General features: G+C 30.4%; 13 protein-coding genes. 4 read left to right on the top strand and 9 right to left on the bottom strand.

Translation table 11 applies throughout. The annotated features are described in order from the left end of the window. Positions 1 to 137 precede the first annotated feature (137 nt). Complete coding sequence (locus CX675_RS05005; RefSeq protein ID WP_130734123.1) at positions 138 to 1061, top strand: M48 family metallopeptidase; 924 nt, start codon at positions 138 to 140, stop codon at positions 1059 to 1061. Between the two features lie 54 nt (positions 1062 to 1115). Here the strand turns inward: CX675_RS05005 and CX675_RS05000 are convergent, their stop codons facing one another. Both CX675_RS05000 and CX675_RS04995 read right to left on the bottom strand, forming a co-directional pair. After that, complete coding sequence (locus tag CX675_RS05000; RefSeq protein ID WP_130734122.1) at positions 1116 to 1559, bottom strand: hypothetical protein; 444 nt, start codon at positions 1557 to 1559, stop codon at positions 1116 to 1118. Between the two features lie 88 nt (positions 1560 to 1647). After that, positions 1648 to 2091 (bottom strand): hypothetical protein, encoded by a 444-nt coding sequence (locus CX675_RS04995; RefSeq protein ID WP_130734121.1) that lies wholly within the window; start codon positions 2089 to 2091, stop codon positions 1648 to 1650. 340 nt (positions 2092 to 2431) lie between these two features. Between CX675_RS04995 and CX675_RS04990 the strand changes: the two genes are divergently transcribed. After that, positions 2432 to 2626, top strand: coding sequence for a hypothetical protein (locus CX675_RS04990; RefSeq protein WP_130734120.1), 195 nt, complete (start codon positions 2432 to 2434; stop codon positions 2624 to 2626). A gap of 76 nt (positions 2627 to 2702) precedes the next feature. Here the strand turns inward: CX675_RS04990 and CX675_RS04985 are convergent, their stop codons facing one another. Next, positions 2703 to 3515 (bottom strand): hypothetical protein, encoded by an 813-nt coding sequence (locus CX675_RS04985; protein ID WP_130734119.1) that lies wholly within the window; start codon positions 3513 to 3515, stop codon positions 2703 to 2705. 192 nt (positions 3516 to 3707) lie between these two features. On the opposite strand from CX675_RS04985, the gene gcvP reads away from it, so the two are divergent. Continuing rightward, positions 3708 to 6551, top strand: a complete 2844-nt coding sequence (gene gcvP, locus CX675_RS04980) for an aminomethyl-transferring glycine dehydrogenase (protein ID WP_130734118.1) — start codon at positions 3708 to 3710, stop codon at positions 6549 to 6551. Positions 6552 to 6709: 158 nt separating this feature from the next. Beyond that, positions 6710 to 7078 (top strand): group III truncated hemoglobin, encoded by a 369-nt coding sequence (locus CX675_RS04975; RefSeq protein ID WP_130734117.1) that lies wholly within the window; start codon positions 6710 to 6712, stop codon positions 7076 to 7078. Between the two features lie 374 nt (positions 7079 to 7452). Here CX675_RS04975 and CX675_RS04970 read toward each other — a convergent pair whose 3' ends face one another. The 6 genes from CX675_RS04970 to CX675_RS04945 all read right to left on the bottom strand — a co-directional run bounded on the left by CX675_RS04970 (position 7453) and on the right by CX675_RS04945 (position 16848). Then, entirely contained in the window at positions 7453 to 7935 is a 483-nt protein-coding gene (locus CX675_RS04970) for a hypothetical protein (RefSeq protein WP_130734116.1), read from the bottom strand. Between the two features lie 312 nt (positions 7936 to 8247). Next, the gene (locus CX675_RS04965; protein ID WP_130734115.1) at positions 8248 to 8715 is read right to left on the bottom strand and encodes a hypothetical protein; all 468 of its coding nucleotides are present in this window, start codon (positions 8713 to 8715) and stop codon (positions 8248 to 8250) included. A 44-nt stretch (positions 8716 to 8759) separates the two neighbouring features. Beyond that, on the bottom strand, positions 8760 to 11231 hold the full coding sequence (locus CX675_RS04960) for an SBBP repeat-containing protein (RefSeq protein WP_130734114.1): 2472 nt from the start codon (positions 11229 to 11231) through the stop codon (positions 8760 to 8762). Between the two features lie 146 nt (positions 11232 to 11377). Beyond that, a complete protein-coding gene (locus CX675_RS04955) occupies positions 11378 to 13111 on the bottom strand; it encodes a T9SS type A sorting domain-containing protein (protein WP_130734113.1) in 1734 nt (577 codons plus the stop codon). 99 nt (positions 13112 to 13210) lie between these two features. After that, positions 13211 to 13966, bottom strand: coding sequence for a LytTR family DNA-binding domain-containing protein (locus CX675_RS04950; RefSeq protein ID WP_130734112.1), 756 nt, complete (start codon positions 13964 to 13966; stop codon positions 13211 to 13213). A 32-nt stretch (positions 13967 to 13998) separates the two neighbouring features. Further along, positions 13999 to 16848, bottom strand: a complete 2850-nt coding sequence (locus CX675_RS04945) for a sensor histidine kinase (protein ID WP_130734111.1) — start codon at positions 16846 to 16848, stop codon at positions 13999 to 14001. Between the last annotated feature and the right edge of the window lie 220 nt (positions 16849 to 17068).

The raw sequence follows: 17068 nt of genomic DNA, 5'->3' as shown, positions 1-17068 counted from the left end.
TGTATTTCAATTGATTTAAACCCCAAAAAAAACAGATTTGATTTTGATGTAAAATCACTATTTATAATGATGTCTAGTCCTCTATTTAATTACAATTTTGTAAAACTAAAACTGATCGTATTTTAAATCTAAAAAAAATGGAAAGACAACTAAATCAAAAATTAGCACTAGGTCCACATTATCTTTTAACTGATAACGATTCAAAATGGCAAGGATTAACAGGAGAACAACCTATTTTTATTTTTAATTATCTAGAAATAGACAAATTATTACAATATAAAATTAAAAATGATATTGCAGAAAAAGCAAATATCAAAATAACCTCTTTAGACATCATTTGGGTTGAAGGTCAAGAGGAATTACTTGAAAAAGATATTCTTTCTTTTTGGCTTTGGGAAGAAAATGGATTAATCCCATTTGCTTTCATTGGTAAGGAAGCACATAAAGGGCCATTTCAGGACTGTGAAGGTGTTTTATTTATAAATACGAAATCAAAATCTAAAAAAGATATTTTATTTTATGCTATAAAAAACAACACTATTTCAAAAGTCGCAGATCAATATGAAAAAATTCCTGTAATAGAAAGATCCTTTGATAGAAATTTATCAGAAACTATTAAACATCAAGGAAATCAATTATTTGGAGAAGAAAAGTTTGAAGCAGCAGCAAATGAATTTTTCAAAGCAATGTACATTGACCCTACAAATCCTAATCCTTATAACAATATTGGAATGATTAGTCAGGTGACTAAAAAGAGGTACCCTAGAGGTGAGTTTTTTATGCAACTTTCATTTTTGGTTGATCCAAATTTCACCAATGGTATGCGTGGTTATAGTGGCTATCCCGCAAGCAATGGTAATTTTGAAAAAAGTATTGAAATCATGAAGAACTGCATTGCTATTGAACCTTCAATTCAAAATTATATTATTCTAGCAAACTTTTATTTAGAATCCTCAAACTTGGAAGAAGGCAAACAATGGTATAAAAAAATCAAAGCTATTAACCCTGATGTTCCAGAATTAAAGACACTTAAAAAGAAAATAAAAGAATTATCTATTTAAAATTGTTGTTTATCCTAAAGCTTTGAATATTAGTCTTTTCAAAGCTTTTTGTATTTATATAACATAATGTAAGTACAATAATACAGAAGCAATTTGCAATAAACTCTTTTCTACTGGTGAAACAGTAATCCCCATACTCTCATCGTCTTTCATTAATTCTCCAGCATCTGACCAATGTATTTGTTCCCCAGAAGAAGCTAAAAATTTTCCATCTTTATGTATAACAAGAACTTCTTTTCCTTCATTATCCAAAAACAAAGAATCGTTATGATCTCCCAGTTGCAAAATAGTTCGTTCTTTTTTATCCACAATAACTCCTTTCTTTTTTACAGCTCCCACTTTAATTCCTTGTTTTATTACATTTCCTTTTTCATCTACTCTAATTATAGATTGTCCATTAGCATCTGTTATCTTAAATTTAGAAACCATTAATTTATCGGGTTCTGTTTCACAACTTAAAATAGTAAACAATAAAGTTAACCAGATTATTTTTCTCATTTTATTTTTTTTAACAGTTATCCTATTCCAACACATACACTATTTTTATATTATTTTGTATAATATAGTGCAGTGCATATAAAACAACTTACTTAATAGCAAGATGTAAATATAGCAATATTGAAGCTGTTTGAAAAGAGTCTCGATTAGCAGGGAAAATTTTTAAACCTAAGGGTTCGTCGTCTTTTAACAGTTCACCAGTTTCAGACCAAGTAATAGACTCACCAGCGCTATTTTCTACAGCTCCATTTTTATCAATTTGTACTAATTCATTTCCGTTTCCGTCTACAATAAAGTTATCTTCTATTATTTCTGCTAAAACGGTTCCATTCTTAGTACTAATTGTTCCTTCTTTATCGACTAATCCAATAAGATTGTCACTAATATAAATCGTACCATTATCTTCAACTTTAATTTCTGTACGACCTTTCTCATCATTAATTATAAATCTTGAAAAAGTAAGTTTTTCTTTCTTTGTAGCGCAAGAAGAAAAAATTATAATTAAAAGAAAAAAGAGTATTTTTTTTATCATAAGCATTTATAATATATTAATTTTCAATCAATTATTTAAAACTCAATAACTATTATGCAAGCATAATAATGATAAAGATAAAAATTTTTGACAATTAAATCAATACGTATTTACACGTATTTTTTACATAATTCCTACGTATAAATACGTACATATTCTTACAAATCTTCATTTTTATGTTAAATAGCTACATTTTTTCTTTATTTTTTTATACAGTAGATTAATACATAAAAATGAAAAAAATACAAATTCCTCTTAAAATAATATAAAATACTTTCTAGTGAGCTACGCTAATTTTGTAAATATTTTTTTATTCAAAATCATTTTTAAAAGCAAAATCATGAATCTAAAAAGAATTTTTGGTACCATTTTAACCACTCTTGGTATAGGAGCGTTACTTTATACCGCTGTAGTTTTTAGTAATACAAATGGAGGGAATCAAGACATTAGAACTTTAATTATTTATTCTATTTTAGGTTTAGTATTTTTTAGTTCTGGAATTAGTTTAATCAAAACAACAAAAGACGAGTCGTAATAGAAAAAATTCAGCAAAATAAGTCTTAAAATTTAAAATACCATAAAAGTGTGACTTTCAACCAAGGTTTATATCATTATAGAAATAACAGCAACAACAACCAAATTAATGGTACACTTTCAACCCAAAAACTAGTATAATATTTATTTCTCTTAGCGTCAGCAAAAAAAGCAAACAAACTAATTATAGAGGCAATAAAAACAGTTGACAAAAGATGTTTCTCTGTTGCATTTTCTTTCAGAAAGTCTAAAATTATAAATAAGGAGAGCAAAGCATAAATTAAAGCTTTTGTTTTTGGTATGCCTATTTTTTGTGGAATAGTTTCTAAACTACGAACATCTACTTGTAAATCTATAATTTCAAATAGCAACATTAAAACGAAAACCAATAAAAAACGCTGGATACTTTTTAAAAGAATTAGTGTATCAAAATCATATTTAGCATTCAATACGGGCAAAAAAACCGTCACGGCAACCCAAGCAATCGCAACCAAATAAATTTTTACACCACTCCAATTACGCATATTGGATTTCTTTGGAAATATAGGCAAAGTATATAAAATAGTAATTCCTAATGCAATAAAACCAACGAATTTAGTTCTTGTTTTCAATTCTAAAAAACAATATAATGCTGCAAAAAAGGAAATAAAACTCAATCCTATTATGGCTTTAAACATTGCATTTAATTTCACTTTTTTTACTCTAGCTAGTTCATCATATTTGATAAAATTATAACCCACTATAGTACCAAAAAATCCAAAAAAAGCAACCGAATGATCTGGAGGTAAATTAAGTTTTAAAAACGTTATTCGAATTAAGGCATAAACCGCCAAAGCCACATGTAGACTACTTTCAATATAAAAATCGAGAAGGTTTTTTAAATACTTCATATCACAAAAATAACGAATGTGTTAATAAGATAGGCTATTTGTTCAAAAAATCACAAATTTTCAATTTAATTTAGGAAAAAATTACAACATTAATAATTACTTTTGCAGTGGTAATTTAGAATCTTTTTTTAAAACATCTAAATTTAGTTCTTATTACAAAAAAACACAACTCACATATTTATATTTGGATAAATGAAAACAGACTCATTTGCTTTAAGACACTTAGGTCCAAGAGAGACAGATTTACCTAAAATGTTAGAAACCATAGGTGTTGAAACTTTAGATCAATTAATTTATGAAACCATTCCAGATGATATTCGCTTAAAACAGCCTTTACAATTGGAACACATTATGACAGAATATGAATATGCTAATCATATTCGTCAATTAGGTAGAACCAACAAAGTTTTTAAATCTTATATTGGTTTAGGATACCACCCAACGATTGTTCCTCCTGCGATTCAAAGAAACATTTTTGAAAACCCAGGTTGGTACACCGCTTATACTCCATATCAAGCAGAAATTGCGCAAGGAAGACTAGAAGCTATTTTAAATTTCCAAACTATGGTTATTGAACTTACAGGAATGGAAATTGCAAATGCCTCTTTATTAGATGAAAGTACAGCGGCTGCAGAAGCAATGGCCTTGTTATTTGATGTTCGTTCTCGTGATCAAAAGAAAAACAATGTCTGTAAATTTTTTGTTTCTGAAGAAATTTTACCACAAACCTTATCTGTTTTACAAACACGCTCTACTCCAATCGGTGTAGAATTAGTCGTAGGCAATCATCAAGAATTTGATTTTTCAAATGAATTTTTTGGAGCTATTTTACAATATCCAGGAAAACATGGACAGGTTTATGATTATGCAGATTTTATTGCCAAAGCAAATGATAACGAAATAAAAGTAGCTGTTGCTGCTGACATTTTATCTTTAGTAAAATTAACGCCTCCAGGAGAAATGGGAGCAGCAGTAGTTGTTGGAACCACGCAACGTTTTGGTATACCAATGGGATATGGAGGTCCACATGCAGCCTATTTTGCAACCAAAGAAGAATACAAACGCTCCATGCCAGGAAGAATCATTGGCGTTTCTCAAGATGCCAATGGTAATAGAGCTTTGAGAATGGCGTTACAAACTCGTGAGCAACATATCAAAAGAGAAAAAGCCACTTCAAATATTTGTACTGCCCAAGTTTTATTATCTGTTATGGCGGGTATGTTTGCGGTATATCATGGTCCAAAAGGATTACAATATATTGCAGATAAAGTACACGGAATGGCTTCTACTTTAGCAGAAGCATTAAATAAATTAGGCGTTTACCAAACAAATACCGCTTTTTTTGATACACTTGTAGTAAAAGCTGATGCAAAAAAAGTAAAAGCAATTGCTGAAAAATACGAAATCAATTTTTATTATATAGATGATGAAACGATTTCGATTTCTCTAAATGAAACCATTTTATTTACAGATGTGAATGAAGTGATTGCCGTTTTTGCTGAAGCTGTTGGCAAAGAAGCTTTTGAAGTAAGTGAATATGCATTAGAAAATAATTACCCAATGCATTTGAACCGTAAATCAGAGTTTTTAACACATGAAGTGTTTAACAAATACCACTCTGAAACGAGTTTAATGCGTTATATCAAAAAATTAGAGCGTAAAGATTTAGCTTTAAACCATTCTATGATTTCGTTAGGTTCTTGTACCATGAAATTAAATGCTGCAGCTGAAATGTTACCTTTAAGTATGCCATATTGGAATACCATTCATCCATTTGCTCCATTAGATCAAGTGGAAGGATATACCAAAATGCTTAAAAAATTAGAACACCAATTAAGTGTGATTACTGGATTTGCTGGTACTACTTTACAACCTAACTCAGGTGCACAAGGTGAATATGCGGGTTTAATGGCAATTCGTGCATACCATCTTTCACGTGGAAACAAAGAAAGAAATGTATGTCTAATTCCGGCTTCTGCTCACGGAACTAATCCTGCTTCTGCTGCAATGGCAGGCATGCAAATTATCGTAACCAAAACCATGGAAAATGGTAATATTGATGTAGAAGATGTAAGAGAAAAAGCCATTCAATATAAAGATCAGTTATCGTGTTTAATGGTAACCTATCCTTCTACACATGGTGTGTTTGAAAGCGCTATTAAAGAAATTACTCAAATCATCCACGATAATGGTGGTTTAGTATATATGGATGGGGCTAACATGAATGCTCAAGTTGGATTAACCAACCCTGCTACTATTGGTGCCGATGTTTGCCACTTGAACCTTCATAAAACGTTTGCTATTCCTCATGGTGGTGGTGGTCCTGGAGTAGGTCCAATTTGTGTAAACGAAAAACTATTACCGTTCTTACCAAGTAATCCGTTTGTAGCGGTGGGTGGAGAACAGGCAATTACTGCTATTTCTGGAGCACCTTATGGTTCTGCTTTAGTGTGTTTAATTTCGTATGGCTACATTTGTATGTTAGGAGCTGAAGGAGTAACCAATGCTACTAAATATGCGATTTTAAATGCCAACTACATGAAAGCACGTTTAGAAGCACACTACCCTATTTTATATTCAGGTGAAAAAGGAAGAGCTGCTCACGAAATGATTTTAGATTGTAGAGCATTTAAAGCAAAAGGTATAGAAGTAACGGATATTGCTAAACGTTTAATGGATTATGGATTCCATGCTCCAACGGTTTCTTTCCCAGTAGCAGGAACTTTAATGGTAGAACCAACAGAATCTGAAGATGTAGCTGAATTAGATCGTTTCTGTGATGCCATGATTGCCATTCGTCAAGAAATTGAAGAAGCAACAGCAGAAGAGCCTAACAATGTTCTAAAAAATGCACCGCATACGTTAGCAATGCTAACCGCTGATACTTGGAGTTTACCTTATACAAGAGAGAAAGCAGCTTATCCATTGGAATACATTGCTGAAAATAAATTTTGGCCTAGTGTACGTCGCGTAGATGAAACGTATGGCGATCGAAATTTAGTATGCAGTTGTGCTCCTATTGAAGCGTATATGTAATATAGTAATTAGTGACTAAATAGTTAAAATTAGACCCTAGTCCAACCTTATAATTGTCATTTCGAACGAAGTTGAGTGCTCTTTATCCCATAAGAAACTCCTTTTCTTCGAAATGACTTTTTTTTAGCCCTACCCTTTTTTATTTTTACACTATGAATATGAAAGACATAGCCACTAGAGAAGACCTTCTTTTCCTTATGCAAAAGTTTTACGACAAACTCTTAGCAGATGATCAGATTAATTTTTTCTTTACCAAAATAACGCACACCGACCAACATTTACCACATCATTTTGAAGTTTTAGCCACTTTTTGGGAGCAATCTCTGTTTATGAAAGGAGGCTATACGAATAATATGTTTCAAATACATAAAGAGGTGCATTACAAACATGCCTTTACAAAAACGCATTTCGATATTTGGCTCCATCATTTTTACACAACTATCGATGCTCATTTTAAAGGAAAAGTAGCAGAACAAATGAAGACCAATGCTTTAAGTATGGCAACCGTAATGCAAATTAAATTGTAATAAAAAAATAATTCTCATAGATTCATTAATACCGCAATGCTTCTTTGGAATAGCTTTTAGCTTTTACCTACTAGCAAAAAGGATATCATTATAAGCTTTAGAGTTATAAGTAACAGCTTTTAGGTTCTTCATACTATCTTTTTGATTATAATTTAGAGCAAAAAGCTTCTTTTTAATACCTTTTTGGTTCTAATGAATAGCTCAAAGGTTATTTTTTAAAGCTTTTAGGTTCTACCGAATACCTTTTAGCTTCTTTCAATGAACCAAAAGTTTATCAATACTACCTTTTAGACTATATACAACAGCTTTTTACGAGACGCATAAAAAAGACCCCAACTATTATTGGAGTCTTTATTCTTGAAGTATTTCAATATTTATTCTGCCTTATTCGTATTGACTTTCTTAGCTCGTTTAATAAATCGTTGGCTTAAATCTTCATAAATAGGCTTTGCAGTAACAATACCTTTGCTATTTGCTTCTTTAACTTGACCATAGTATAACATAGCTGCTTGTAAAGCTTCACTTCCTGCTAGCATCATGGTATCGTTCACATCAGTGGCTAATTGATTGGCTAGATTCACAATAGGATTTAAAACAGTTACAACAGCTTCATCTTTTAGAAATTCATCCTTATCCATATAAGAAGGAACAAATTCTGGATTGGTATCTACATAAGATTTTGTTTTTTGAACAGTAGCGACGGTTTTGTCTCCCATTTTAAATAAAGAAATACGTTCTTCCATTGTTAAACCTTGTAAATAAGGAGACAACGCTGTTTTACATTCTTGTAGTTTTTGTGTTACTGTATCAATTACCGCCTGAGGAATTTCGATACTAATTTGATTTTTTGCATTCATGTTTTTGAAATTAATTGTTTATAATTCCAAAACATTACAAGTTATGTACCAAAAAACAAGATTACTTATCAATAGTATTTCGTTTTAACATTTTTACAGAAATATATTTAACCAAACAACTGATTTATTGTTGTTTATTATTTTTAAAAAAAATAAAATTTAACTAAGAACATAGTTTTATTGTAATGGTTTCATTATTTAAAAATTACTAGTCGTAATTTGTGTATAAAAAACAACCCCTAATGGAGTTGCTTTTCAAAACATATCTATAAAATAAACACGATAAAATTCTTCCGTTTCGATTTATATATTTTAAAGAACTTGTTTGGTATACGTTTCAGTTATGATGTTTGTAATTGTAGTTTCTGTTCCATTAGTTGTAACTGAAATCTTTTTTACCACAAGAGTTGTTTCATTTACACTTATGATTTCATACGTCATTTTATACGTCTCATCTGAATTTTTGAATTCCATTTTTGAATTCGCAATAGTATATTTATAGGCCTCTGTATTTTCTCCACAAACAAAACCATTCCCATTATATATGGTATTTCCTATTGTAAAAGAACCATTCCCATTCGCATCTAATACTATTTTATTTCGTCCATTTTCGCATCCAGAGATAGCAATTGTATTATCGTCTGCATCTTTTTTAGCACTTAATATCCATGTGGCATGGTATTTTGAAAAATCTTCAGTATTAGTTGTTGTATCATCATCTTTAGAACATGACACTAAAATTAACCCCATAAGAAACCATACAAAAATTATTTTTTTCATTTTTATTTATTTTTAAATTAACCTGGTTTTTAATGAATAGCTTATTATTGTTTTATTATTTTCTTTATAATCGCATCACCGTCAATTGTTGTTGCCTTTAACACATACAAACCAGTTGATAAACGAGACATATCCATATTGTTATCAATTACATTTATTGGTATTTTTTGTCCAGTAATAGTGTACAATTCAATTCTTGCCAATTCTTTCTTGGACTGAATTGTTACTCTATTTTGTACAGGATTTGGATATACCAAAATTATTGAAGTAATTTCAAAATCATCACTACCTAACGCCGCACAATCATCGCTATAGCTCGCTGTTACATCTTTAAGCCAAGCTCCATTGGATGGTGGTGTAAAAGCAGCATCAATTTGAATACAAGTTAGACTAGCATTGTTAGTAGCATTAATTCCTTGTATCATGGTATTATTCCCATTGGCTAAATTTAAAATAGTCAATTGATTATCATAACATTGTAAATACAACACATCATTATTTTGGCTTATATCTAAACTTGTTATTTGATTCAAATTACAATATAATGATTCCAAATTTGCATTAGCAGAAACATCCAAACCACTAATTGAATTCGAATCACAATTTAATTCAACCAAAGCTAGGTTTGTCGATACATTTAAGTTTGTTAACTGGTTATTATAACACCCTAAAACCAATAAGGAAGTATTATTAGAAACATCTAATACTGTTAATTGATTTTGAAAACAATACAAATTTTCTAGGTTTGTATTTTGACTCACATCTAGATTCAATATACCATTATTTCCACAATTTAGTGTTACCAATGCCATATTTTGAGAAATATCAAGAGATGTCAATTGATTATTAACTACCAATAACCCTGTTAAAGAAGTAAAAGTTTCAATTCCTGTTAAATCTGCTATATTTAAATTATTACAATTTAGAGTTCCTGTGAATGTCTGTGCTTCATTACATTGAATTTCGGCATCTCCATTAGTATTAATAGCTGTATTATTAACTAAATAATTCTTAAAATTGGTATCTGGAATAGTTACAACACAAGCATTTGGTTGCTCTAATTTAATCACATATACATCGTTACCTGTTGTACCGTTATTAGGCACTGTACTATTAGAAAAAGGATTTATCGCAAAGTTACCACTTGCCGTATACCCAGACATATATACATTATAATTATCATCTACTGAAATTCCCCAAGCATCATCATTATCCATAGATTTTAAACTGCCACCCCATAAATAAGCTCCTGCATCATCATAACTCGCAATATAAGAATCTTTCGCTCCAAAACTAGAAATAGAAGCACTTGAGGTAGGATTTAAATATACTAAACTCGTAAATGTTCCCGTAGTATATACACGTTCCGGATTTCCTTTTACAGCAATACTTGAACCTCTATTATCGGAACCCGTTGTACCTCTAATTTGTTTCACCCAAACAAATGTGGAAGTAGAAGTATATTTAGCCACAAACGAATCAATACTTCCTGTTCGGTTCAATATATCTCCACCACCTGAACCTGTAGTGTTAAAGTCAGCTTGTGATCCTGCAAAATAACCCGTTACATAGATGTTATTATTGGCTGAAGCTACATCCAAAACAGTATCATTTGATGAAGAACCCAATGACCTTGCCCAAGAAAAATTACCATTCCCTGCTTCTAATACCTGAATAAATCCTGTTGATGTTGAATTACTGTTACTATATAATAAATTGCTTGCGACACTTGGATTAAAATCTACGGAGGTACCTATAAAACTACCAACTGTTACTACTTTATCATCATCAGTAAGAGCAATACCATAAGGAATTTCATCATAACCTGCTCCGGTTGTATTTGACCATATTCTTTCTCCATTCGAATTGTATTTGGCTACAAAAAAATCATAGTTCGTTGAAGCCCCTGCACGAGTTAGTGTTGTCCAAGTACTATTTAAACCACCCAAAGTAGCCGATGCAGTATTAAAAAAACCAGTTGTAAATATATTTCCAGAATCGTCAGTGGTAATACCTAAAAAACCTTCAGTTCCACCTCCAGAAAGATCTAGCACCCATTGTAGCGTTCCAGTCGCATCCATTTTCAACAAAAAACCATCATAACCACCATTACTACTAAAACCTCCAAAACCAGTAAACGTTACTGTATTTTGAAAACGTCCACCTACATAGATATTTCCCGAATTATCTACTGCAATTCTTTGCCCAAAATCGACTCCAGTTCCTCCATAGGTTCTCACCCAGCTTAAAGCACCTGAAGCATCTAATTTTAAAATGAAAATATCTCTACCTCCTGTTGCATTAGCCGTTTGGTTTGAAATTCCAGCACCCGGATCAAAATCTACCGTACCAGAATATTCTCCTGTTAAATAGACATTTCCATTGGCGTCTGTAGCATTATCATATACATACAAATTTTGATTATTACCAATCATTTTTCCCCATGTGTATATAGGAGTTTGTGCATTTGTAAAATAAAAAGCAAATAAAGAAATCAATAGTAATATTTTTTTCATAATGAATAGTTTTTTAGAATTTTAAGTCAAAAGTAGCTTTGCTAAACAACAAATTAAGCCCCTAACTTCTGAATGAATTATTTGGACTTCTAAAAATAGAAAAGCGACTCAATAGTCGCTTTCAAATTAAACTTAAAAAAAACAAATTATTCTTTCATAACCTTACTAATCAATACCTTACCTGTTACATAAGTTCCTTTTACCAAATAGTATCCTTTTGGTAATTCAGACATATCGATAGCATTATTTTCATAGGGAAGTGTTATTTTTTGCCCTGTAAGATTATAAATAGTAATCTCAGCTAAATCTTTACTCCCTGTTACATTTAGTTTATTTTTCACAGGATTTGGATAAAAGACAAAAGCATTAGTACTCTCAAAAGTAGCATTAGATAAGGTAGATTGGCTTAATTTTGCAATAAAAATATCGCTACTTCCATTAACATTTCCTGTTACTAATTGATCACCCGCATAAGGAAGTGGGTTTAAATCTATTTGTGTTGAAGTAAAATGTCCTGCAATTAAGATATTATAATTATCATCTACATTTATGCCCCATGCGTCATCATTATTATTACTATTTGTAAACGAAGTACCCCAGCTATAGTCTCCATTAGCATCTAATCTGGCAACAAAAACATCGCTAGTTCCTGCTGTACTACCATAATTAGGCACAGTTACCGAGTTAGCGGAAGGATCTAAATCCAAACCTCCAAAACTATTGTAAGTTCCAATAACATATATATTACCTAAATTATCCACATCGATACCACTCCCTTGTTCATTCGTTCCAGAACCAACACCTTGAAATGATTTTACCCATTGATAATTTCCAGCTATATCATATTTTGCAACAAAGGCATCAAAACCCGAACCTCCATTAGAATTAGCAATAACGCCAGGACTAAAATTAGCAGAAGTTCCTGCGAATCTTCCTGTTACATATACATTGTTTGCACTATCGAAAGCAGCATCATAAGAAGCACAAGCAGCGGTAGAATTTCCAAACGCTTTTGCGAAAATAAATCCTGCAGAAGAATCAACAACATATAAAAGCCCTGAATCAGCATTACCTATAGAACTTAAATTATAAATTGAAGCGCCAGCAGTATCAAAATCAATTATTCCTCTAAAATAACCGGTTACAGCAACTTTAGTTTCATCATCAGAAAGCGTAACACTATACCCTATATCATTTGAATTACTACCAAACTTATGCGCCCAAAGTGTAGCACCTGTACTCGATAATTTCATTAATAAAAAATCATAAAATCCTTGTGCCGCATTACCAAAATTAGATACAGTACCTGGTCCTAATTCTGCAACACCACCTTTATAACTAGCTGTAGCATATACATTTCCATTACTATCCACGTCTAGACCCACAAAAAAATCAGTACTAGCACTAGCTACTCGTTTATACCAAACTGGAGTTCCAGTATTATCCATTTTTAACAAAAATCCATCATAATCTCCTGAATTTGTAGCTGTACCTGCTGGAGCAAATGAGATAGATGAACTTTGATATCTTCCTCCTACATACACATTTTGAAAATCATCTACAACTACTCTTGAAATTAATTCCATTCCAGTGCCTCCAAAAGTTTTAACCCAAGTATAATTTCCTTGAGAGTCTAATTTTAAAACAAAAGCATCATTTTGACCAGCAGCCGTTCTATTTTGCACACCAGTTACATCTGGATCAAAATCGATTGTTCCAACAAATTCCCCCACAAGGTATATATTCCCATTGGAATCGAATGCATTATCCCACACTTTAATATCATTTAACCCTCCAATGTGTTTACCCCAATCATAGGATGGCGTTTGAGCAAATACAGTAACTGAAATAAATAATGTAAATAGTAAACTTTTTTTCATAATCGACTTAATTTTATTATTTTAAGTCAAAATTAGTTTACAGATGGAGTAAGAATTAGACTCAACTGCTGAATGTAATTTTTCAACTTCTAAATGCAATTACATCAGCATTTCTATAATTTTGTTTAATTCTTCTTTTTTCTCTTTTGAAACAGGGATTAAAGCATTATTTTCTAATTCTATAGAAGTCCCATCTTTTTTAACTATTCTTTGTAAAAACTTTAGGTTTACCAAATAAGAACGATGGGGTTTATAAAACATATCTTTATTTTCGAGCATATCGGTAAAATATTTCATGGGTTTACTAATCAATAATTTTTTACCATTCGTTAAATAAAACTGTGTATACATACTATCTGCTTGTAAAAAATAAATTTCATCTAGTTTAACAAACAAAACTCCTTCTTCTACTGGTAATGCAATTTTCTTAAATTTATCAGCAGTAAGTACATTTTTTAATTCTGTTAACCTTTGTTGTACCTGATTTTGCTCTAAAGCTTTTTTCGCTTTATCTACAGCTTCTTTAACCTTATTAGGACGTAATGGTTTTAACAAATAATCTATAGCAGAAAACTCAAATGCTTGTATGGCATAATCACTGTAAGCCGTTGTAAAAATAACTTCAAAAGTTATTTCTTGAATATCTAAAAATTCAAATAACTGCAAACCAGAATGATTTGGCATTTCAATATCAAGAAATACAATATTAATTTGTTCTTGTTTAATAACCTCAATGCCTTTCATTAGATTTTCTGCCAAAAATATCATTTCAATTTCTGAAGAACAATACTCCTTTATAATAGTATCGAGTAATGATCTGGCTTTACTTTCGTCATCAATAATTAATGCTTTCATTTTTTAATGTAATTTTTTAAAACATGACATTTTTACTTCGAAATTGGAATAGTAACACTAACCATAGTACCTATTGCATTCCTATTTTCGTCAAATAAATCGGTTATAACAAGCCCTATTTTCTTCCCAATATTTTGGTTTAACAATTGCAATCTATTGTTACTCGCTTCAGTTGCAAATGATTTGTACTTTTTGTTTTTATTAATTTCCATGCTTGCTGCACGTCCTATACCATTATCTATAATTTCACACTTTAAAACAAACTCACTTTCTAGTAAAAACCGTATTTCAATTTTCTTTTTACCTTCTTTATGTAATAAACCATGCTTAATCGCATTCTCTACAAAAGGTTGAATTAAGAAGGATGGAATTTGGATACCATCTATATCTGAAATATCTAAAAAAGCAACCTCATAATAAAAGTCATCTTCAAAACGTACTTTTTCTAACTTTAAATACAATTCTAAGGTTTCAATTTCATCTCTAAGACTAATATAATCTTCCTGACTATATTGCAAATAACTACGCATTAAATCGGCAAAATCGCCTAAATAATTAGAAGCAAGTTCCTTTTTATTTTGCAAAATAAATTCCTGAATACTGTTTAAAGCATTAAACATAAAATGCGGATTCATTTGTGATTTCAAAGCAGTTAACTTCGATTTATTTAATTCTTGAATGTATTTCTGCCTTTCAATTTCTTCATTTTTCTTACGAATGAGATAATAAATTCGGATTCTATAATAAATAACAAAACCAATAATAATGAATAAAAGAACACCTACAACAAATTGCCATTTTTTCCAAAACACTGTTTGAATTTCAAAAGAAAACAATTCCATTTGAGTAGCAACAGAAGTATCGTCTTTTAACTTTACTTTAAATTGATACTTTCCAGCTGGAAGTTTAGTAAATTTTATTTTATTATTGTAAAAATCTGTTGTATACCAATTTTCATCAAGTCCTTCGAGTTGATACATATATTTTAAGTTTCTTTTGTCTTTATGGGTAACCGAAAGAAGAGAAAATTCGAGCGTATTTTCTTCGTATGAAAGCACTGTATTTTTTGCGATATTTTTAAATCCGTTTACTAAAACTTTATCAATTTTAATTTTTGGCATTTTTTTTATTTCACTCAAATCATCAAAACTAAATTTTTGTATTCCTTTTGCGGTTATCACATAAATTTGATTCTGTACTATTTCAAAATCGAAAATAGCATTAGACAATAATCCTTCTGATTTAGTAAAATTTTTAAATGTTTTTTTTGCCAAATCATACCGCTGTAATCCTTCATTAGTAGATACATAAACAAAACCATTGGCATACATTAACTTCAACACATTGTTAGATAACAAATCTTCTTTAGTTGTAATTTTGTTTACCAAAGTATCTTTTTCAAAAATTAAAATTCCATTAGAAGTAGCCATCCAAATTTGTTCACCAACGCCTATAATACTTAATGCAAAAACAGTTTTACCATCTATCTCAACTTTTTTAAATTGCTTACTTTTATATATCTCTAATCCTGTTGAAGAGCCTATCCAAAGTGTTTTATTCAACTCGTCGTTATACAAAGCATAACTCCTAACATTATAATTAAGACTCGTATAATCATATTCTTTATCTAAATAAAATAAGCCTGAACGATTTACAAAATAGATAGAATCTGAGAATTGATTTTGAAAAACATCATATTTATTATAGTTATTTTTCCTTAGAAGACTAAAATTGGTTCCTCTATACACTTCATTATTCACAAAAAACAAATCTGCTTTTGGCAAATACTTTATGGATTCGATTTTTCTAGTATTTTGAATCCCTAAAGTAATTTCATCGTTTTGCAGTGTATATAATACTCCTTTTGAACCTCCAAAATAAACTGTATTTCCTCTTTTAGCTATCTTTTTTAAGTCGTCTTTTTCAAGCAACTCACTATTCGTATAATCGACTACTTTCAGGTTAGGAATTACAATGATTCCTTTTCCAAAAGTACAAAACCACAAATTACCTTCGTTGTCTTCTAAATGAGAGGAAATAAAATATTGATTAAAAAGCAACTTATTGTTGTACAATGGCTTCCCATCAATCGTAAAGCAATATACACCATTTTTAGAGCTAGTTATCCAAACTAAATTTTGTTTCTTAGAAAGTAATGCTGTATAAAGAACAGACTTGTCTTTAATGACATTATAATTAACTATTCTAAATTGTTTGTTCTCCTTTAATAATGCCTTTGCTTCAAGATTAACAAATAATCCTATTTTATCATTTGGGAGTATTTCGGCTTTTAATAAGTTAGAAGAAATAGCAGGAAGATCTTTAGAAACAATGGTTAATTTTCCGTTGGCATACTCAAAGAAATTATTATTTTCATAAAAATAAATCTTCCCTTCTTTGTTTTTTACTAGTTGACAGGCAGTTTCTTTTTCATAAGGATAAACTAAGGCTACTTTTTTATCTGGAGTAACTTTTAAAAGGCTGTTTACGGAAACCAATAAATTATTTACATCATCAAAAATAATATAAATAACACTAGAGATGTATTTTTTTGGAACTTGCCAGTATAATTCTATTTTACCGTCAATAATTCGCAAGATTTGACCACTCAAATTATAACAATAAATAATGCCATTGTTATCTTTGGTTAAACCAAAAAGAGACAAATCATTTACTATAGGACTACTTAGTTGTGTAAAGCGCAACCCGTCATAATGATAAATACCATTATTTGTAGCCAGCCAAACCGTTTGATCATCATCTTGAATAATACTGTAAATATTTACACCAGCCAACTCGTCTTCTCCTATTATATTGTGAGAAGGTTGTTGCGCGACACAAATAAAAGTGAGCAGTAAAAAAAATAGTATTTTTAATTTCATTCAAAGATATATTCCTTCAAAAATACATTATTGTTGAATTAATTGTCTCTCAAAACTTTTAAAATTACGCTTTGAGTTTCTGAAAATCGAATCCCTTTATGAAAGTTTATATAAAATTGGTTTCAACAATACCAAATATTGCTCTTCAAACTAACAATTTGACAATTTTTAAACTTTATTTTAACAATATCATAAATAATTACAATTACTACAACGTTTT

This window comes from Flavobacterium sp. J27, assembly GCF_004303025.1.
Taxonomy (GTDB): domain Bacteria; phylum Bacteroidota; class Bacteroidia; order Flavobacteriales; family Flavobacteriaceae; genus Flavobacterium.
Note: the sequence above shows the minus strand (reverse complement) of the source record. Positions and strands in the feature narration are given on the sequence as shown.